This is a genomic window from Methylosinus sporium (genome assembly GCF_003113265.1).
In the GTDB taxonomy this organism is placed as follows: Bacteria; Pseudomonadota; Alphaproteobacteria; order Rhizobiales; family Beijerinckiaceae; genus Methylosinus; species Methylosinus sporium.
On the sequence record NZ_PUIV01000002.1, the window covers coordinates 63,731 to 82,420 of the forward strand.

The following is an 18,690-nucleotide window of genomic DNA, read 5'->3' on the forward strand; positions in this document are numbered from 1 at the left end:
CGCGCTGATGCTGGAGCCGCCGTCTCTACGAGACGTGCCGATGTTTGCGACTGTCGACGCACAGTCGATGCAGCGGCTCACGCGCGACGCCAAATTAGAACAATTCGAAGACGGACAGACGATTTTTCGTCAAGGCGACCATGCGCTTCATGTGGCGATCGTGCTCGACGGATTCGTGAAGCTGACGCGCACCGCCGCCTGCGGCGACGAGACTCTCATCAATATCTGCAATGTCGGCGAGAGTCTCTATGAGGCGTTGACGCCGGACGGCGAAAGCTATCGCGTCGGCGCGGAAGCGATCGGCCAGGCCCATCTCATGAAGCTCTCGGCGCCGCGCTTTCGTTTCATGCTGCGCGAATCTCCCGCGCTCGCATCGGCGGTGATCGAAGAAGCGGCGCGCAAATTGAGCGGCCTCATCGGCGAGATCGAATCGCTCAAAGGGCAGACCGCCGAGCAGAGACTGGCGCGTTTTCTCTTGTCGCTATGTCCGCCGAACGCCGAAAGCTGCAGCGTGCGCTTGCCTTATGACAAGCGCCTCATCGCCGCGCGGCTCGGCGTCAAGCAGGAGACGCTGTCGCGCGCTTTCGCCAAGCTGCGTGAGATCGGCGTCCGCACGGAGACGCGCGATGTGTCGATCGAGAATGTCGCGCGCCTCTCCAGCGAATGTTGTGGCGGCGAGCGCGAGCCTTGCCTGCCCTCCGAGCGGCGCGATCTGATCGAGAGCCGCGGCGCGCTCGCCTGACTTCTGTTGCGTCCTCGCCTTGATTTCGGCGGGGCGCGCGATGATCCTCCACCACTCGCGCGCGACGCGCCGAGACGGAGGAATTGCGCATGAAACGGATTTTCTCGACGGCCCTTTTTGTTCTCGCGGCCAATGGCGCGGCGTTCGCCGGCGCCGCCACGACGGATGGAGCCGGCGCCTTGTCGCTCGCCGCGCTCGTCGGCAAATATGCGCCGGGCGTCACGCCGAAGGAGAAGACTGCGCTGGCGGCGCTCGCCGACGGCCATGCGAAAATCGCTTTTCCCAAGGGCAAGACCATAGAGGTCGCCGTCGACGCGATCAGCTGCCGCGCGAGCAATGTGGACATCACGCAGCACGCGTGCGAATTGACCTTCGGCGACAAGAAGGTCCAGGTCGCCGGCCGCCTCGCGCATGAAATCTTCGCGACGCTGCTCGAGGTCGGCGCGCCGCCCGAAGGCGCCGCCGGAACGATTTATGCTGCGGTCTCCGCGCTCGACTGCACGATCGACCCGGACGAGATCGCGCAAAAGGCCGGCGGCGGGGCCCAATGCAAATATGAGCCGCCCAAAATGTGAGCCGCCCGAGCGGCGGTGAAGGAGGTCATGTGAGCCAGCCGGAAACGACTGTCCCGAAAACGACTGTCTATGTATGCACTGTCTGCCGAGCCAAGGACGATCCTGAGGCGCGTCCGGGCAAGGCGCTGCTCGAGGCTTTCGACGCGCGCCTGTCCGCGGAGGATCGCGCGATCGTGACGGCCGAGCCGGTGGAGTGCCTCGGCGTCTGCTCGCGCCCCTGCACGGTCGCCATGGCCGCCCGCGGCAAATGGACCTATGTGCTGGGCGATTTCGACACTGCTGCCGATGTGGACGATCTCATCGAATCGGCGCGCCGCTATACGGCTTCGGAAACCGGCCTCGTGCCGAAGAAAGATCGGCCGGAGGCGATGCGGAAGGGCGTGATCTCGCGCACGCCGCCGGCGCCGAGGGGGTGAGCGAGTAGCGAAATAGCGAGCAGCGAATTAGTTTATGCTGCTCGCTACTCTCTATTCGCTCTCTGCTACTCGGCCTTTTTCGCCCGCTCGATCGCCTCGTTGATGATCTTTCGGGCCGCGTCCGCGTCGCCCCAGCCGGCCGCCTCGACCCATTTGCCGGGCTCGAGGTCCTTATAATGGGCGAAGAAATGCTCGATCTGCCGCGTCGTGATGTCGGGCAGGTCTGTGTAGTTCTCCACTTTGTCGTAGCGCTTGGTCAACTTGGGCGCGGGGACCGCGATGATCTTCTCGTCGCCGCCGGCCTCGTCGCGCATGTAGAGCACGCCGATCGGCCGCACCGCGATCAGCGCGCCGGGCGCGATCGGCCGCGTGTTGGCGACCAGCACGTCGCAGGGGTCGCCGTCTTCCGACAGAGTGTGCGGAATGAAGCCGTAATTGCCGGGATAGCGCATCGACGTATAGAGGAAACGGTCGACGACGAGCGTTCCAGAGGCTTTGTCGAGCTCATATTTGATCGGCTCGCCGCCGAGCGGCACTTCGATCACGACATTGACTTCGAATGGAGGATTCGCGCCGATTTCAATGGCGTCGAGACGCATCTAGCAGCTCCTGGAGGTGGGGATAAGTCAGCGGACGGGCGCGGAGACGAATCCGAAGGCGACGCGCGCCAGCATGTCGTCGCCGAAGCGCTCCTCCGCGCGGCGGACGGTGAGGCCGCCGAGCCGCCGATAAAAGGCGAGAGCCTTGTCGTTATCGGCCAAGGCCCAGACGATGGTGGAGAGATAGCCATGCGCGGCGAGCTCCTGCCGCGCGGCGTTGAACAGGCGACGGCCGAAGCCGAGGCCCTGATATTCGGGCAGAAGATAGATCTCGAAGATCTCGCCCGAATAGGGCATGGAGGGCACGCGATTGCGCCCATAGGTGACATAGCCGACGACGTCCTGGTCGAATTCGAGCACCAGAATGCCGCTGCCCCGCACGATCGCCCGCGCCCACCATTGCGGCCCGCGACGGGCGATCATGCGCTCGAGCTCCCCGCCCGGGATGACGCCGCGATAGGCGTCCCGCCAGGAGGCGTCGTGCACATGCGTGATCGCCTCGGCGTCGCCGGGTCCAGCATGGCGAATGAGGGTGGCGGTCTCGACCATGGTTCCGATGTTAGGTCCCGAGGGCCTGTTTGGGCAAGAGCCGGGCGCCGACAAAGCGAACAAAAATAAAAGATCGCGGCGCCGAAACGACCGAATCGGCGCCCCGTCCCTCGCCGCTCAGGACAGCAGGCCGGTGGCGGCTCCGGCGAGCAGAACCACGCCGATGAAGGCCCGGTAGGCGACGAAGGGCCATGTGGAGAAACGCTCCAGAAAGCGCATCAGCCCCCATATCGCCGCGAAGGCCGAAATGGAGGCAACGACGAGGCCGACCGCCAGCACCGACCAGCCATGGGCGTCGAGATGGGCCTTGTGCAGCTCGTAGAGCTCCTTGAGGCCCGCCAAAGTGATGGCCGGCAGGCCGAGCAGGAAGGAGAATTGCGCCGCCTGCTCGCGCTTGAGGTCCAGGAACAGGGCCGCGGTCAAGGTCGAGCCGGAGCGCGAGACGCCCGGCACCAGCGCGCCCACCTGGGCGAAGCCGACGACCAGCGCATCTTTGAGGCTCACATGGTCCAGCGTGCGGGAGTGGTTGCAATAGAGCTCGGCGATGGCGAGCAGGGCGGCCATGACGATGCAGGAGATGCCGATGACCGGCAGCGAGCGCAGCGGCGAGCCGCAAGTGTTGAGAACGCCCGACAAAGCGACGCCGGCGAGGCCGATGGGGATCGTCGCGAGGGCGATCCAGACGACGAAGCGGAAGCTCCAGTCGCTGAAATCGCGCCGCAGCGCAGCGCGAACGGAGCCGAAGGCCAGCGCGCGAATATCCTGCCAGAAATAGCTGACCACGGCGGCGAGCGCGGCGAGCTGCATGGCGGCCGAGAAGGCCGAGCCCGGATCCTTCCAGCCGAGCAGGGCGGGCACGATGCGCATATGCGCGGTGGAGGAGATCGGGAGCAGCTCGGTAATGCCCTGCACGACGCCGAGCGCCGCCACTTTCGCATAGCCGAGCTCGACGAAGCCGGTGTCGAGACCCGAAGTGCAAGCCAAGGCCATGAAACGTTCTCCGAAACGGGGCCGGCGGCCGCGCCTTCGAGGCGAATCGACTCCGCGCGGCGGTTGCGGTCTTGTCTCAGACAGATGGTTAAGGATTGCTCACGGCTCCGCCGTCAGGCGGCGCCGTAATAGTCGCGATACCAGTCGACAAAGGCCGAAACCCCTTCCTCCACCGAGGTTTGCGGCCGATAGCCGGTGAGCTGCTCGAGCAGCGAGCAATCGGCGAAAGTGCGGGGGACGTCGCCCTTCTGCATCTCGAGGTAGTTGCGGATCGCGGTCTTGCCCAATTTGCGCTCGATCGCCTCGATGAAATCGAGCAGGCCGATCGGCTCGCCGCGCCCGATGTTGACGACGCGGAAAGGCGCGACCGGCGAGACGGACGCGTCGGCGCCGATCGCCGGCGCCCGGTCGACGAGGCGCGTGATCGCCTCGACGAGGTCGCCGACATAGGTGAAGTCGCGCTGCATCTCGCCGCGATTGTAGATGTCGATCGGCCGGCCCTTCTCTATGGCGTCGACGAATTTGAACAGCGCCATATCCGGCCGGCCCCAGGGGCCGTAGACGGTGAAGAAGCGGAACATCGTCGTCGGAATCGCCCACAGATGCGCATAGGAATGCGCCATGGCCTCATTGGCCTTTTTCGTGGCGGCGTAGAGAGTGAGGGGAAAATCGGCGCGCTCGCTCTCCAGAAAGGGCACATCCTGATTGCCGCCATAGACGGAGCTGGTGGACGCCATCAGCAGATGCGCGACGCCCCGCATCCGCGCGACCTCGAGAATATTGAAGCCGCCGACGAGATTGGCGTCGACATAGGCGCGCGGATTCTCGAGGCTGTAGCGAACGCCGGCCTGCGCGGCGAGATGAACGATGACCTCGGGTTCCGCCGCCGTGACGGCGCGGGTCAGCGCCTCCATATCCTCGAGCATGGCGATATGGGGCCGAAAGCCGGGGGAACGCGCCAGCGCGGCGTGGCGCGCCTCTTTCAGCGTCACATCGTAATAAGGGGTCATCCCGTCGAAGCCGTCGACGCTGTGGCCGCGCTCGAGCAGTTTCCTTGCGAGATGGAAGCCGATGAATCCGGCTGTGCCGGTCACGAAGACGCGCATGAGGCCGCTCTCGTTGGAGACGGGCAAGCTCTGACGGAAAAGCCCCGTCGCTGTCAACTTCCGGCCCCCTACGGAGCTTCCGCGGCGGCGGCGGCCCTGCCCAAAATGCCGGTTTTCACTTCCGCCCAAAAGGCGCTAAACATCGCGCCCAGTTTCTTTCTCCAGCAGGACCGGATCACCCATGGCGCGGCAGTTCATCTATCATATGCAAGGTCTCACCAAGACCTATCCGGGCGGCAAGAAGGTCCTCGACAACGTCAATCTCTCCTTCTACCCGGACGCCAAGATCGGCGTGCTCGGCGTCAACGGCGCCGGCAAATCGACTCTGCTGCGCATCATGGCCGGCACGGACAAGGAGTTCACCGGCGAGGGCTTCGTCGCCGAGGGGGCGCGCGTGGGCTATTTGCCACAGGAGCCGCAGCTCGATCCAGAGCTCGACGTGCGCGGCAATGTGATGCTGGGCGTCGCCGAGAAGAAGGCCGTTCTCGATCGCTACAATGATCTCGCGGTGAATTATTCCGACGAGACGGCGGACGAGATGACCCGTCTGCAGGACGAGATCGAGGCCAAGGGCCTCTGGGATCTGGACAGCCAGGTCGATCAGGCGATGGAGGCATTGGGCTGCCCGCCCGACGACGCCGACGTCGCCAAGCTCTCTGGCGGCGAGCGGCGCCGCGTGGCGCTCTGCCGCCTGCTGCTCGAGCAGCCGGAAATGCTGCTGCTCGACGAGCCCACGAACCATCTCGACGCCGAGACGGTGAACTGGCTCGAGGGCCATTTGCGCAATTATCCGGGCGCGATATTGATCGTTACCCATGATCGCTACTTCCTCGACAATGTCACGGGTTGGATTCTCGAGCTCGATCGCGGCCGCGGCATTCCCTATGAGGGCAATTACACCAGCTGGCTGAAGCAGAAGCAGAAGCGCCTCGCGCAGGAGAGCAGCGAGGACAAGGCCCGCCAGCGCGCGCTCGAGGCGGAGAGCGAGTGGATCTCCTCCTCGCCGAAGGCCCGCCAGGCCAAATCCAAGGCGCGCATCCAGCGCTATGAGGAATTGGTCGCCAAGCAGAACGAGAAGGCGCCGACGACGGCGCAGATCGTCATTCCGGTGGCTGAGCGCCTCGGCGCCAATGTCATCGATATCGAGCATGTGTCCAAGGCCTTCGGCGATCGCCTGCTCATCGACGATCTCTCCTTCAAGCTGCCGCCCGGCGGCATCGTCGGCGTGATCGGCCCCAACGGCGCCGGCAAGACGACTTTGTTCCGCATGATCACCGGCCAGGAAAAGCCGGACAATGGCGCCGTCGCCGTCGGCGAGAGCGTGCAGCTCGGCTATGTCGATCAGTCGCGCGACGCGCTCGACGACAAGAAGACCGTGTGGGAAGAGATTTCCGGCGGCAATGACATCATCTATCTCGGCAAGCGCGAGATCAATTCGCGCGCCTATTGCGGCGCCTTCAACTTCAAGGGAACCGACCAGCAGAAGAAGGTCGGAATGCTCTCGGGCGGTGAGCGCAACCGCGTGCATCTCGCCAAAATCTTGAAGCAGGGCGCCAATGTTCTGCTGCTCGACGAGCCGACCAATGATCTCGACGTCGACACGCTTCGCGCGCTGGAAGAGGCGCTGGTGGATTACGCCGGCTGCGCGGTCATCATCTCGCATGACCGCTTCTTCCTCGACCGCATCGCGACGCATATGCTCGCCTTCGAGGGCGATTCGCACGTCGAATGGTTCGAGGGCAATTTCGCCGATTACGAAGAAGACAAGAAGCGCCGCCTGGGGCTCGACAGCGTCATCCCGCATCGGCTGAAATACAAGAAATTCTCGCGGTGAGCGGGGCGCTGCGCCCGCCGCGTTTTTCGTGGCGGGCGCGATGTCTTTTCGGCGCCGCTCCGTGACGGAGAGCCTGTTCCATACCCGAGTCCGTGATGGATCATGGAACCCAAATCATATCCGGGAACGCTATCCATCCCTTCACGCTCATGCATTGATTGAACGGCAAGCTCGTGCGCGGAAGCCAGCTCCGCAGTCGATCGTCGTCGAGGACGCTCATATCGGATAGCCGGTCTGGGTCGTTCTTTTCCACGCATTCTCGTAGAGCCTGGCGAAGATCGTCGACGCCGAGACGGCGAGTGATTGGAGGGACCGGACCCGGCAGCAGCTCATTTCCGGGTGACGTCGATTGCCACCAATGATAGCCGCCGCAGCCTTCGAGTAGAAGCGCGGCGCAAAGCAATAGTGCAAATCGCATTCTTCCAAACATCTCGAGACGCCTCTAGCGAAAAACCGTTAGAGCGAAAGTGTAGCTGAATTAGGATCGCGTCAGATCGAGCCGGCGGCTCACTCACTTCAAGCCGGCTCTCGCCCCTTCGCGCGCGTCGGCGCCGCCTCCGCCGGCCCCTCCACGACGGCCCGGCAAATCTCCACGATCTCGCGGCGCAGCCAGGCGTGCGCCGGCTCGCGGTCCTGCAGCGAGCGCCAGACCATCAACAGGTCATAGGTCGGAAAATCGATCGGTATCTCCAAAATCTTCAGCGGCGCGAGACGCACGAAATGCTCGGCGATGCGCAGCGGCAGCGAGAAGACGAGATCGGTGCTGGCCACGATCCAGGGCGCCGACAGAAAATTCGGCACGACGAGCGAGACCGTTCGCGCGAGACCGCGCTGCTCGAGCCAATCGTCTATGATCCCCGTGCCCGCCTCGCGGCGCGACATCAGCATATGTTTCGCCGCGACGAATTGCTCGAGCGTCGGCTCGGCGGTCGGAAAATCCGGATGGTCGCGCCGCGCCAGCGCGACGATGCGATCCGTGTAGAGCCGCTCGCGCCGCACATAGGGCGTCGAATCCAAAATCACGTCGAAGCCGATGACGAGATCGACCTCGCCGGCGTCCGCCGCCTCGCGTAGCGATCCCGACGTCTGCACGAGATGGATTTCCACATTGGGCGCCTGCCGGCTCACCGACCGCATCAGCGGCGGCAACAGGCAGAATTCGACGTAATCATTCGTCGCTATGGTGAAGCGCCGCTGCGTCGTCGCCGGCGAGAACTCCTTCGAGCCGCGGATCACCTGCTCGACCTCGTTCAATATGGAAGCGACCGGCTCGACCAGGGCGAGCGCGCGCTGCGTCGGCTTCATCCCTTGCGGCGTCTTCACCAGCACCGGATCGTCGAGCTGCTGGCGCAGGCGCTGCAGCACATGGCTCATCGCCGACTGGGTGATGAACATCTTCTGCGCCGCGCGCGAGACATTGCGCTCCTCCATCAGAAAGTTGAAGGCGACGAGAAGATTGAGATCGAAGTTTCGCAGCTCGGTCATGCGCCCGCCATTGGTCCCCGCGCAAAACGAGGATCGCTCGTGAAGATGACGCCAGAACGGCGCCGCCGACGCCACTGAAAATTTTCGATAGCACGATGAAAACAATGCATTTTACCAAAGAGAGAGGCGGACCTTACCTCTCCTTGCGGCCGTGCGGAAGCGGGCGCGGACGCAAGACGAAAAAAGGAGAGAGAAATGAGCCTCACGACGGAGACCGCCGGCAAGGCCGGCGTCGCGGACGACACGGATGTGATCGTCGATTTGAAGCTGTTCTGGATCGGCGCCGCGGCCCTTTGCACTTTCTATCTGATGGTGCGCATTTATGAGCAGATTTTCGGCTGGCGCGCCGGCCTCGATTCTTTCGCGCCGGAGTTCCAGACCTATTGGCTGACGATATTGTGGACCGAAATTCCGCTGGAGCTGGTCGCCGGCCTCGGCCTCGCCGGCTATTTGTGGAAGACGCGCACGCGCGACATGTCCAAGGTGACGCCGCGCCAAGAGCTGCGCGCGCTCGTCGACAATATGAAATGGCTGACGATCTACGCCATCGCCATCTATTGGGGCGCGAGCTTCTTCACCGAGCAGGACGGCACCTGGCATATGACGGTGATCCGCGACACGGATTTCACCCCGTCGCATATCATCGAATTCTACATGAGCTATCCGATCTACTCGATCATGGCGGTAGGCGCCTTCTTCCACGCCAAGACGCGCATCCCCTATTTCTCCAAGGGCTATTCGCTGGCCTATCTGATCGTCGCCGTCGGCCCCTTCATGATCATCCCCAATGTCGGCCTCAATGAATGGGGCCACACGTTCTGGTTCATGGAGGAGCTGTTCGTCGCGCCGCTGCATTGGGGCTTCGTCTTCTTCGGCTGGATGGCGCTCGGCGTGTTCGGCGTGGTTCTTCAGCTCTTGATGCGCGTCAAAGCGCTGCTCGGCGAGGATGGCGTGAAGGCCGTCATCGGCTGACCTCGCGGTCTCGCGCCCGCCATCCCCCTGGCGGCGGGCGCGGGACGGCTTTTCCGCATCGCCGCTCCGCGCCATCTCGCAACCGCGAAAAGGAGTCTGCGCAAGAATTGGACAATTGCGAAAAAACCCTGGTTTTCCGGGGGATTCGCGGCTGCGACTGCGGCTTGACACGAAATGGCGCTGCCCATATGTTGCGCGCGGCTCGAACGACTTGGCCGCCCGGCCGATATCGCGTCGCGTCGAAATCCCTTCCGTCGCCCCTGTCCGGGCGTTTCTTCGGCGATCATCTATGCTGCTCGCGCGTGCTCTGAAGCTTTTGCGCGAGGAGGAGAGCCGATGACGATGGACAAGAACGAGAGCGACCGAGACCTGCGCGCGCGGCTGGAGCGACTCCAGGCCGAGCTCGTCGGCAAGGAAGCGGAGCGACGCGCCGAGACAGGCGGCGGATTGCCGGTCGGCGGGTCGTTCGGAAAGGCGCTGAGCGCGGGCTTCACCGTGCTGTCCGAATTTGTCGCGGCGATTCTCGTCGGCGCGCTGATCGGATGGCAGGCGGATCGCTGGTTCGGCTCCGGGCCGTGGCTGCTGATCCTGTTTCTGGGGCTCGGCGTCGCCGCGGGCTTCTACAATGTGTTTCGCTTCGTCGCGCCGAAAGACGCGCGAGGCGGCGGATGAAACAGGCGGCCCGACTTCCTCGGCGCCGCGGAGATGAAGGGCCGGGCGTCGTCCGGATCGAGCGATGAATCCTACCGAGCAGTTCGAGCTCCAGCGTATTGCGCCTTACTTCATCAATGGCGTCGACGTCTCCTTCACCAACGCCTCGCTCTACATGCTGCTCGCCGCTTCGGCGGCCATCATTCTCACCATATTCGCGACGTCCAAGCGCGCGCTGGTGCCGGGCCGCGGACAGGCGCTCGCCGAGGTTCTCTACGAATTCGTGGCCAATACGGTGCGCTCCACGGCGGGCAAGGAAGGGATGCGCTTCTTCCCCTTCGTCTTCACGCTGTTCACCTTCATTCTGATGTCGAATCTGATCGGCCTCGTCCCCTACACCTATTCGCTGTCGAGCCAGATCGTCCTCACCTTCGCCTTCGCGGCCTTCGTTCTCATTCTGGTGATCCTCTACGGGCTCTACCGCCACGGTTTCGGCTTTCTGCGGCTGTTCGTGCCGCATGGCGTTCCCGCGCCGGTGCTGGTCATTCTGATCCCGATCGAGATCATCTCCTTCCTGTCGCGGCCGGTCTCGCTCTCGGTTCGTCTCTTCGCCAATATTCTCGCCGGCCATATCACGCTCGCCGTCTTCGGCGGTCTCGCCGTGATGCTGCTGGGCGCCGGCTCCTGGGCCGCGCTCGCGCCGGTTCCCGTGCTCGGCGTCGTCGTGCTCTACGCCCTGGAGCTGCTGGTCAATTGCCTCCAGGCGTTCGTCTTCACCGTCCTCACTTGCGTCTATCTCAATGACGCGATCCACCCGGGCCACTGATAAATATTCGAACAATAAATGGTCGCCCGCCCAAAAAGAGCAGGAGTTAACAATGGCTGATGTTTCCGTCTACGGCCCGATCGGCGCTGGTCTCGCCGCCATCGGAACGGGCGCCGCCGCGATCGGCGTCGCGATCATCTTCGGCAACTATCTCAATGGCGCGCTGCGCAATCCGTCGGCCGCGGCCGCTCAGTTCACCAACGCCATCATCGGCGCGGCGCTGGCCGAAGGTCTCGGCATCTTCGCGTTTCTGATCGCGATCCTGCTCTATCTCAAGGCCTGAGGCCGAATGAACGAAGGCTCGGGACGCGTCCCGAGCCTTTGTCGTCTCCCACGCAGACAAGAGGCTGGAAGCCGTCATGGCGAATATCGTTCTCGCCGCCGAAGAGGCGGCGCCGCATGGAGCCCGTGAGCCGAGCGCGACGCAAACGAGCGTCGAGCATCACGGTGGAGGCGAGTTTCCGCCGTTCCAGACGGAGAATTTCGTTCCGCAGCTCGTCTGGCTGGCGCTGACGTTCGGCGTTCTCTACATTCTCATGTCGCGCATCGCATTGCCGCGTATCGGCTCCATCCTGCACGACCGCGAGAGCCGCATCGAGAGCGATCTCTTCGCCTCGCGCGAGCTCCAGGCGAAGGCGCAGGAAGCCGCCGCCGCGCATGACGAGACATTGCGCGTCACCAAGGCGCAGGCGCAGGACATCGGCCGCGCCGCCCAGCAGCAGTCTGCGTCCGAGACCGCCTCGCGCCGCGCCAGCGAAGAGGCCGCCTTCGCCGAGAAGGTCGCCGCCGCGGAGGCGCAGATTCTCGCCGCCAAATCAGAGGCGTTGTCCAATGTCGAGGCGATCGCCACCGAAGCCGCCGGCGCGATCCTCGAGAAGTTGACGGGCGCCCGCGTCGCCGCCGAGACGCTGCAAGGCGAATTTCGTAACATCAAGGCGAGCTGAGAGGTCGAGCCATGCATTTCGACGCGGAAGTTTTCGTCGCCATCGGCTTCGGCATTTTCGTCTGCGTGCTCCTCTATGTGGGAGCGCATAAGAAGCTCGCGGCCGCGCTCGATTCGCGCGTGATTCGGATCAAGAGCGAGCTAGCCGAAGCCGAGCGCTTGCGCAGCGAGGCGGAGAGCCTGCTCGCCTCCTTCGAGAAGAAGCGCGAGGACGCCGAGGAAGAGGCCAAGGCGATCGTCGCTCAGGCCAAGAGCGAGGCCGAATTGCTGGCGAGCGAAGCGCGCCAGCGCCTCGAAGAGTATATTGCCCGCCGCACCAAGCAGGTCGAGGACAAGATTGCGCAGGCCGAGGCTCAGGCCGCCGCCGAGGTGCGCGCCAGCGCCGCCGACGCTGCGGTGAAGGTAGCCGAGGCGGTGCTGCGCAAGGGCGTCGCCGGCGCTGATTTCGTCTCCGCCGGCATTGCGGATGTGAAGTCGCTGGCGCACTGACGCGCAGCGGCGCCGCTCTCCCGATCAAAAAGGCCCGAAGTCGTGAGACTTCGGGCCTTTTTCTATTCCAGAATTCTATTCCGGGCTCTTGCTTTCGACCGCCCTTCCGACGCCGAACCGGCGTCCCCATCGGCAGGAAACGCTCTCTCTGCAGAAACGAATGCAGGCCTTTTCGGCGCGCCTTCTGCTTCGCCGATCAGGCGGCGCGCGCGAGCTCCCGCGCCCGCCGCGGCATCGCGACGGCGTCCCGCGCGCCCGCGCCGGAAACGCGGCCCTCGGCGCCCTCGAGCGCGCCTTTCGTCAGCTCCAGCCCGAGGAAGCGCTCGCGCTCCACCGGCCCGGGCAGGACGAGCTCTCGCGTGAAGCGGGCGTCGAAGCCGAAGCGCGCATAATAGGGCGCGTCGCCGACCAGCAGAACCGCGCGATGATTGCGCGCGGTCGCCCGGGCGAGGCCTTCCTCGATCATAGCGGCGCCGAGGCCGAGCGCGCGACAATCGCGCGCCACGGCCAACGGGCCCAGCAAAAGCGCGGGGCGTCCGGCGCCGGCGAATATCGGCCACATGCGCATCGTCGCGATGAGGCGGCCCTCGCCCTTGGCGACGAGCGCCAGCCCGCGCGCCGGAATGCGCCCTTCGCGCAGCCTCTCACAGGTCTTGAGAAAGCGCGCCGGGCCGAAGGCTTCGTCGAGCAGCGCTTCGCGGGCCGACACATCCTGCGGAGCCTCGTCGAGAATGTCGAAGGCCGCGCCGATATCGACCGGCGCTCCGACCCGCGCAAAGCCGTGCGAGGCGATCTGATGGTGAGGGAATTCAAAGGCCATCGGTTCCTCCCCTCGAGGACGGACGACCCTCGCGCCTGGCGCGCATCACTGCGCGCCCGCCGAACGGGACAAATTTTTGGGCGGGGGCCGCGGGCCCGAAGGCTCGCGGTCCGGAGGCGTCAGATGACGAAGGATTCGAGCGGCGGGAAGCCGTTGAAGCCGACCGACGAATAGGTCGTCGTATAGGCGCCGGTTCCCTCGATCAGCACTTTCGAGCCGATCTCCAGGCTGATGGGCAGGAGGTAGGGCTCCTTCTCATACAGCACGTCGACCGAATCGCAGCTCGGGCCGGCGATGACGCAAGGCGCGGTCGCTGAACCGTCCGCTGCGGTGCGGATCGGATAGCGGATCATCTCGTCGGTCGTCTCGGCGAGGCCATTGAACTTGCCGATGTCGAGATAGACCCAGCGAACCTCGTCCTCCTGCGACTTCTTCGACACCAGCACGACTTCGGCCTCGATCACGCCGGCGTTGCCGACCATGCCGCGGCCGGGCTCGATGATCGTCTCGGGAATGCGATTGCCGAAATGCTTCGACAGCGCCCGGAAGATCGCCTGGCCATAGGCCTTAACGGCCGGCACATTCTTGAGATAGCGGGTCGGAAATCCGCCGCCGAGATTGACCATCTGCAGCTGAATGCCCCGCTCGGCGAGATCGCGGAAGATCGACGAGGCCGACTTCAGCGCGCCATCCCACATGTTCGGATTGCCCTGCTGCGAGCCGACATGGAAGGAGACGCCATAGGCCGAAAGTCCGAGGCGATGAGCGTGCTCGAGGACGCGCGGCGCCATATCCGGCGTGCAGCCGAATTTGCGCGACAGCGGCCATTCGGCGCCGGTTCCGTCGCAGAGAATGCGGCAGAAAACCTTGGAGCCCGGGGCGGCGCGGGCGATCTTCTCGACCTCCGCCTCGCAATCGACCGCGAAGAGGCGCACGCCCAGCGCATAGGCGCGGGCGATGTCACGCTCCTTCTTGATCGTGTTGCCGAAGCTGATGCGATCCGGCGTCGCGCCAGCGGCCATGGCCTGCTCGATCTCGACGACCGAAGCCGTGTCGAAGCAGGAGCCGAGCGAGGCGAGAAGGGAGAGCACCTCCGGCGCCGGATTGGCCTTCACCGCGTAGAATACGCGCGTGTCCGGCAGCGCCTTGGCGAAGCTCGTGTAATTGTCGCGCACGACCTCGAGGTCGACGACGAGGCAGGGGCCGACATCGCGTCCGGCGCGACGACGGGCCTCCAAAAATTCGCGAATACGATCCGTCATTTGCGGCATCCCCAACGAAGTCGCGGCATAAAGAGCCGCGGAGTGGCCAAGGGCTTCGATCGGATGCACGCCGCCGTTTGCGCAGCACGCTGTGGAGGCGCGCTGAACATCGAGACGACTGCGTTCCATGACCGTCACGGCCTCGCTCGCGGCGAGGCGCAGGACGGTCGGGTGATGCGCCGTCGGCTAGACGAAGCACGGACGCGAATGCCCGGACGGACATCGAATCCGGTACGAATAGCCATCGCTTGGAAGGGGATTTTTCCCTTTCCGCACGCCCGGCAAGAAAGACAAGCCTCTTCGGTACGCCGACCTTTGGAGGGTCGACAGAGACGAAAAAGCCCGGTCCGTCGTTGCTTTAAGTCGCGATCCCTCGCTCAGGCGAGGTTCGCCGGTTTCGCCTCCGGCTGCCGGTTTTATTCCGACGGTTGACCGGCCTCTTGTCCGGATCCCCGCCGACCGACACACGACCACAGGCACGTGCGAAATTGGGCAAAGACGTAAATACGCGCTTTCACCGGCTCTGCAAGAGCTTTTTCGCGCCGAGACGAAATTTGTCCGCCTTCGGCCAATTTTACGCCTCTGACCGGGATTAGTCGGAGCGTCTTGCGGCCCGGCGCAAAGCCGGATAGGCAGAAGCTCGGACGGGGCCGAGCGGCGGGCCGCGCTCGTGAGGACGGGGCGGCGTCTCGAAGAACGCCCGATTCGTTCATGATGCGAAGACGGGCTCCCGCTCGTCGCTTTTTTCCGGAAACCGACTGAAATGATCGATATCACACGCCGCCGGCTTCTCGGCGCGATGGTCGCGGCGGGCGCTCAGGCCGCGCCGCTGGGGCGCGCGGTCGCACAATCCGTCCCCAATGGGCAACAGCCGCGTTTTGGTCTCGAGGATGTGACGCGCCGCGCCCGCGAACTCGCGGGCGCGCCCTTCGAGGCGGCGCCGCCGCAGCTGCCCGACGAATTGGCGAAGCTCGACTTCGACTCCTTCCGCGATCTGCGCTTCCGTCCGGAAAAAGCGCTGTTCTCCAATATTCCCGGCTCTTTCCGGCTGCACACCTTCCATCTCGGCTTTCTCTACAAGCGCCCGGTGACGGTGAACACGATCAGGGACGGCATTCCGACGCCTATCCCTTATTCGGCGTCGCTGTTCGACTACGGCCGCAACAAATTCGAGAAGACTCTGCCGATCAACATCGGCTTCGCCGGCTTCCGCCTGCATTTTCCGCTCAATGATCCGCATGTTCACGACGAGGTGATCTCCTTCCTCGGCGCGAGCTATTTTCGCTTTCTCGGTCGCGGCCAGCGCTACGGGCTTTCGGCGCGCGGGCTCTGCGTCGACTGCGGCGACAATACGGAGGTCTTCCCCTTCTTCCGCGAATTCTGGATCGAGACCCCGCAGCCGGGAAGCAATCGCATCACCATTTACGCGCTGCTCGACGGCGAGGCGGCGACCGGCGCCTATCGCTTCGATCTCGCGACGGGCCAGGACAGCACGATCGACGTGCAGGCGACGATCTTCCCGCGCCGCAAGGGGAAGTTCGGCCTCGCGCCGCTCACTTCAATGTATCTCACCGGCGAGAACGACCGCCGTATGCGCGACGGCTTCCGCACCGAGCTGCATGATTCGGACGGGCTGCTCGTCCATGGCGACTCGAAGGAATGGCTCTGGCGCCCGCTCGCCAATGCGCCGATCGCGCGGCTGACCACTTTCTCCGATCCAAATATTCGCGGCTTCGGGCTGATGCAGCGCGACCGCAATTTCGAGGCCTATCAGGACATCGACCTCGCCTATGAGCGCCGGCCGAGCTATTTCATCGAGCCGCAAGGCGCCTGGGGCGAGGGCGCCGTCGAGCTGCTGGAGCTTCCGACGCTCGACGAGACCAACGACAATATCGTCGCCGCCTTCGTCGGCGCGCAGCCGCTCGAGATCGGCAAGCCCTTCTCCTACGCCTATCGCATCACCTCGCTGCTCGATCAGCCGCGTCTGTCGCCCAATGGCCGCGCGGTGAATACTTTCGACACGCCGGCGCGAGCGCTCGGCTCGGGCGAGTCGACGGCGCCCGGCGCGCATCGCTTCCTCGTCGATTTCGCCGGCGGCGATCTCGCGTATTACGTCAATGATCCCTCGCAGGTGGAGGTGGTCGCCTCGGCCGCGAACGGCTCCGTCATTCGCTCGAGCGTCGCCGCCAATCCGCATATAGACGGGATACGCGTGATGTTCGACGTGGCGGCGAAATCGGGACAGACGGCGGATGTCCGCGTCTTCCTCAAGGCCGGTCCGCTCACGTTGACGGAGACGTGGACGTATCCGTGGACGCCGTGAGGAGCCGATGGAGGCCGGCGAATAGCGAGCAGGCGGCTCGCCGCCTGCTCGCTATTCGGGTCACACCCCCAAGCTCAGCTGCGAATCGACGGCTTCGCCCGCCGGCGCCAGCGACGAGAGCGTGACGCCGAGCAGGCGCACGCCCTTCGGCGAGGGAAACAGCGGATGCAGCAGCGCCCGCGCCGCCGCCTCCAGCGCGGCGCGCGAGGCGATCGGCGCCACGCTGGTGCTGCGCCGCGTGATCTGCTGAAAATCCGCATATTTGACTTTGACCGTAACCGTGCGTCCCGTGATTCGCGCGCCCTCGCAATGGGCGGCGACGCGCGTGACGATGGGCGCGAGAGCGGCGACGGCCTCGTCCAAAGCGAAGAGGTCCTGCGCGAAGGTCACTTCGGCGCCGATCGATTTTCGAATGCGGTCCGGTCGCACCTCGCGATCGTCGACGCCGCGCGCGATGCCGTAATAATAGCCGCCCGCTTTGCCGAAATGCATTTGCAGGAAAGGCAGCGTCTTGGCGCGCAGATCGAGGCCCGTCTCTATGCCGAGCGCATTCATTTTCTTCGTCGTCGCCGGCCCGACGCCGTGGAACTTGCCGATCGGCAGGGCGGCGACGAAATCGGCGCCCTTGTCCGGCGGGATGACGAAGAGACCATTCGGCTTGTTCTGGTCGGAAGCGAGCTTGGCGAGAAATTTGTTGTAGGAGACGCCGGCCGAGGCGGTGAGCCGCGTCTCCTCGCGAATGCGCGCTCTGATCTCTTCTGCGATACGAGTTGCGGAGGCGATGCGCTTGCGATTGTCGGTGACGTCGAGATAGGCCTCGTCCAGCGAGAGCGGCTCGACCAAGGGCGTATAGTCGAGAAAGATCGCGCGAATGCGGCGCGAGACCTCGCGATAGACGTCGAAGCGCGGCGGCGCGAAAACGAGATCGGGACAGCGCCTCATCGCAGTGACCGAGGGCATGGCCGAGCGCACGCCGAAAGCGCGCGCCTCATAGCTCGCCGCCGCCACGACGCCGCGCGCGCGCGGCGAGCCGACGGCGACGGGTCTTCCGCGCAATTGCGGATTATCGCGCTGTTCGACCGACGCATAGAAAGCGTCCATGTCGACATGAATGATCTTGCGTTGTGACGCCATATGGACGCTTTGTGAGCGAAACGCCGAGCGAGCCGCTGCGGGAGCGCGAAAAATCTCACGTCGGCGCGCGGGATTCAACCCGAGGGCGTCGCTGGCGACGCGGCCGCTCTTTCGAAAGGCGAGCTCGAGCGTCGCGCCGCCGCCCCTTGGAACCCCGGCCGCGCGCGACAGATGAAGGACGTCAGCCCCGACGTCGCGGCGCAGTCATGATCCGATTGGAGCATGTCAGTAAATGTTTCGGCGGCGCGCGCGTCGTCGACGACGTCACGCTGACGATAGAGCCCGCGCGCGCCACGGCGCTGATCGGCCCCTCCGGCTCCGGCAAATCCACGCTTCTTTCCATGATCGTCGGGCTCACGACGCCCGATGACGGCGAGATCGAGGTGGCGCGCCATCTGCTGACGCCGCTCTCGGCGGAGAAGCTCCGGCGCCTCATGGGCTATGTGATTCAGGAGGGCGGCCTTTTCCCGCATCTCACCGCGCGCCGTAACATTGAGCTGATGGCGCGCGAGACGGGCTGGCCGGCGGAGCGTCGCGCGGCGCGGCTCGAGGAGCTGCTGCAGCTCACGCGCTTTCCGGCCGAGGCGCTGGAGCGCTTTCCGGCCGAGCTCTCCGGCGGCCAGCGGCAGCGCGTGGCGCTGATGCGCGCACTGATGCTCGATCCCGAGATTTTGCTGATGGACGAGCCTCTCGGCGCGCTCGATCCGCTGATCCGCGCCGATCTTCAGGACGATCTCGCCGCGATTTTCGCGCGGCTGCGCAAGACCGTCGTCATCGTCACGCATGATCTCGCCGAGGCCGGCTTCTTCGCCGAGAGAATCGTGCTGATGAATCGCGGCCGCATCGTCCAGCAAGGACGCTTCGCCGATTTCGTCGAGCGGCCGGCGGAGGAATTCGTGACGCGCTTCGTGCGCGCCGGCGTGCGGCGGCTGTCCGATCTGCCGCTTCCGCCCGGGGGCGCGCGATGAGGCGCG

General features: G+C 64.7%; 20 protein-coding genes. 12 read left to right on the plus strand and 8 right to left on the minus strand.

Annotated elements, in window-relative coordinates:
* Positions 1-40: 40 nt before the first annotated feature.
* The 3 genes from C5689_RS02415 (at position 41) to C5689_RS02425 (ending at position 1,733) form a co-directional block, all read left to right on the plus strand.
* Positions 41-742, plus strand: a complete 702-nt coding sequence (locus C5689_RS02415; protein ID WP_108915686.1) for a Crp/Fnr family transcriptional regulator — start codon at positions 41-43, stop codon at positions 740-742.
* Positions 743-831: 89 nt separating this feature from the next.
* Positions 832-1,317, plus strand: a complete 486-nt coding sequence (locus tag C5689_RS02420) for a hypothetical protein (protein WP_108915687.1) — start codon at positions 832-834, stop codon at positions 1,315-1,317.
* Positions 1,318-1,346: 29 nt separating this feature from the next.
* The gene (locus tag C5689_RS02425; protein ID WP_108915688.1) at positions 1,347-1,733 is read left to right on the plus strand and encodes a DUF1636 family protein; all 387 of its coding nucleotides are present in this window, start codon (positions 1,347-1,349) and stop codon (positions 1,731-1,733) included.
* 65 nt (positions 1,734-1,798) lie between these two features.
* On the opposite strand, the gene ppa is transcribed toward C5689_RS02425, so the two are convergent.
* From ppa to C5689_RS02445, 4 genes are all read right to left on the minus strand, one after another.
* The gene (gene ppa / locus C5689_RS02430; RefSeq protein ID WP_108915689.1) at positions 1,799-2,332 is read right to left on the minus strand and encodes an inorganic diphosphatase; all 534 of its coding nucleotides are present in this window, start codon (positions 2,330-2,332) and stop codon (positions 1,799-1,801) included.
* Positions 2,333-2,359: 27 nt separating this feature from the next.
* A complete protein-coding gene (locus tag C5689_RS02435; RefSeq protein WP_036293876.1) occupies positions 2,360-2,881 on the minus strand; it encodes a GNAT family N-acetyltransferase in 522 nt (173 codons plus the stop codon).
* Between the two features lie 117 nt (positions 2,882-2,998).
* Positions 2,999-3,871, minus strand: coding sequence for an undecaprenyl-diphosphatase UppP (uppP, locus tag C5689_RS02440; RefSeq protein WP_108915690.1), 873 nt, complete (start codon positions 3,869-3,871; stop codon positions 2,999-3,001).
* A 113-nt stretch (positions 3,872-3,984) separates the two neighbouring features.
* Complete coding sequence (locus C5689_RS02445; protein ID WP_108915822.1) at positions 3,985-4,977, minus strand: NAD-dependent epimerase/dehydratase family protein; 993 nt, start codon at positions 4,975-4,977, stop codon at positions 3,985-3,987.
* A 181-nt stretch (positions 4,978-5,158) separates the two neighbouring features.
* Here C5689_RS02445 and ettA point away from each other — a divergent pair, with 181 nt between their 5' ends.
* Positions 5,159-6,811, plus strand: coding sequence for an energy-dependent translational throttle protein EttA (gene ettA / locus C5689_RS02450; RefSeq protein WP_108915691.1), 1,653 nt, complete (start codon positions 5,159-5,161; stop codon positions 6,809-6,811).
* Between the two features lie 516 nt (positions 6,812-7,327).
* Here the strand turns inward: ettA and C5689_RS02455 are convergent.
* The gene (locus C5689_RS02455) at positions 7,328-8,296 is read right to left on the minus strand and encodes a LysR family transcriptional regulator (protein ID WP_108915692.1); all 969 of its coding nucleotides are present in this window, start codon (positions 8,294-8,296) and stop codon (positions 7,328-7,330) included.
* Positions 8,297-8,491: 195 nt separating this feature from the next.
* Between C5689_RS02455 and amoC the strand changes: the two genes are divergently transcribed.
* The 6 genes from amoC to C5689_RS02485 all read left to right on the plus strand — a co-directional run bounded on the left by amoC (position 8,492) and on the right by C5689_RS02485 (position 12,177).
* Positions 8,492-9,268: a bacterial ammonia monooxygenase, subunit AmoC gene (amoC, locus tag C5689_RS02460; protein ID WP_108915693.1), complete on the plus strand. Its 777-nt coding sequence runs from the start codon at positions 8,492-8,494 to the stop codon at positions 9,266-9,268.
* A gap of 336 nt (positions 9,269-9,604) precedes the next feature.
* Complete coding sequence (locus tag C5689_RS02465) at positions 9,605-9,940, plus strand: AtpZ/AtpI family protein (protein WP_108915694.1); 336 nt, start codon at positions 9,605-9,607, stop codon at positions 9,938-9,940.
* A gap of 64 nt (positions 9,941-10,004) precedes the next feature.
* On the plus strand, positions 10,005-10,745 hold the full coding sequence (locus C5689_RS02470) for a F0F1 ATP synthase subunit A (protein ID WP_108915695.1): 741 nt from the start codon (positions 10,005-10,007) through the stop codon (positions 10,743-10,745).
* Positions 10,746-10,797: 52 nt separating this feature from the next.
* Complete coding sequence (locus C5689_RS02475) at positions 10,798-11,028, plus strand: F0F1 ATP synthase subunit C (protein WP_018267102.1); 231 nt, start codon at positions 10,798-10,800, stop codon at positions 11,026-11,028.
* A gap of 76 nt (positions 11,029-11,104) precedes the next feature.
* Positions 11,105-11,689, plus strand: a complete 585-nt coding sequence (locus C5689_RS02480; protein ID WP_108915696.1) for a F0F1 ATP synthase subunit B family protein — start codon at positions 11,105-11,107, stop codon at positions 11,687-11,689.
* Between the two features lie 11 nt (positions 11,690-11,700).
* A complete protein-coding gene (locus tag C5689_RS02485; RefSeq protein WP_108915697.1) occupies positions 11,701-12,177 on the plus strand; it encodes a F0F1 ATP synthase subunit B family protein in 477 nt (158 codons plus the stop codon).
* Positions 12,178-12,373: 196 nt separating this feature from the next.
* Here C5689_RS02485 and C5689_RS02490 read toward each other — a convergent pair whose 3' ends face one another.
* Both C5689_RS02490 and C5689_RS02495 read right to left on the minus strand, forming a co-directional pair.
* On the minus strand, positions 12,374-12,997 hold the full coding sequence (locus C5689_RS02490) for a GNAT family N-acetyltransferase (RefSeq protein WP_108915698.1): 624 nt from the start codon (positions 12,995-12,997) through the stop codon (positions 12,374-12,376).
* Positions 12,998-13,116: 119 nt separating this feature from the next.
* A complete protein-coding gene (locus C5689_RS02495) occupies positions 13,117-14,259 on the minus strand; it encodes a type III PLP-dependent enzyme (RefSeq protein ID WP_108915823.1) in 1,143 nt (380 codons plus the stop codon).
* Positions 14,260-15,022: 763 nt separating this feature from the next.
* Between C5689_RS02495 and C5689_RS02500 the strand changes: the two genes are divergently transcribed.
* Entirely contained in the window at positions 15,023-16,582 is a 1,560-nt protein-coding gene (locus C5689_RS02500; RefSeq protein ID WP_108915699.1) for an OpgD/OpgG family glucan biosynthesis protein, read from the plus strand.
* 60 nt (positions 16,583-16,642) lie between these two features.
* Here the strand turns inward: C5689_RS02500 and dinB are convergent, their stop codons facing one another.
* Positions 16,643-17,716, minus strand: coding sequence for a DNA polymerase IV (dinB, locus tag C5689_RS02505; protein ID WP_108915700.1), 1,074 nt, complete (start codon positions 17,714-17,716; stop codon positions 16,643-16,645).
* A gap of 206 nt (positions 17,717-17,922) precedes the next feature.
* Between dinB and C5689_RS02510 the strand changes: the two genes are divergently transcribed.
* A complete protein-coding gene (locus C5689_RS02510) occupies positions 17,923-18,684 on the plus strand; it encodes an ATP-binding cassette domain-containing protein (RefSeq protein ID WP_108915701.1) in 762 nt (253 codons plus the stop codon).
* The last annotated feature ends 6 nt before the right edge of the window (positions 18,685-18,690 follow it).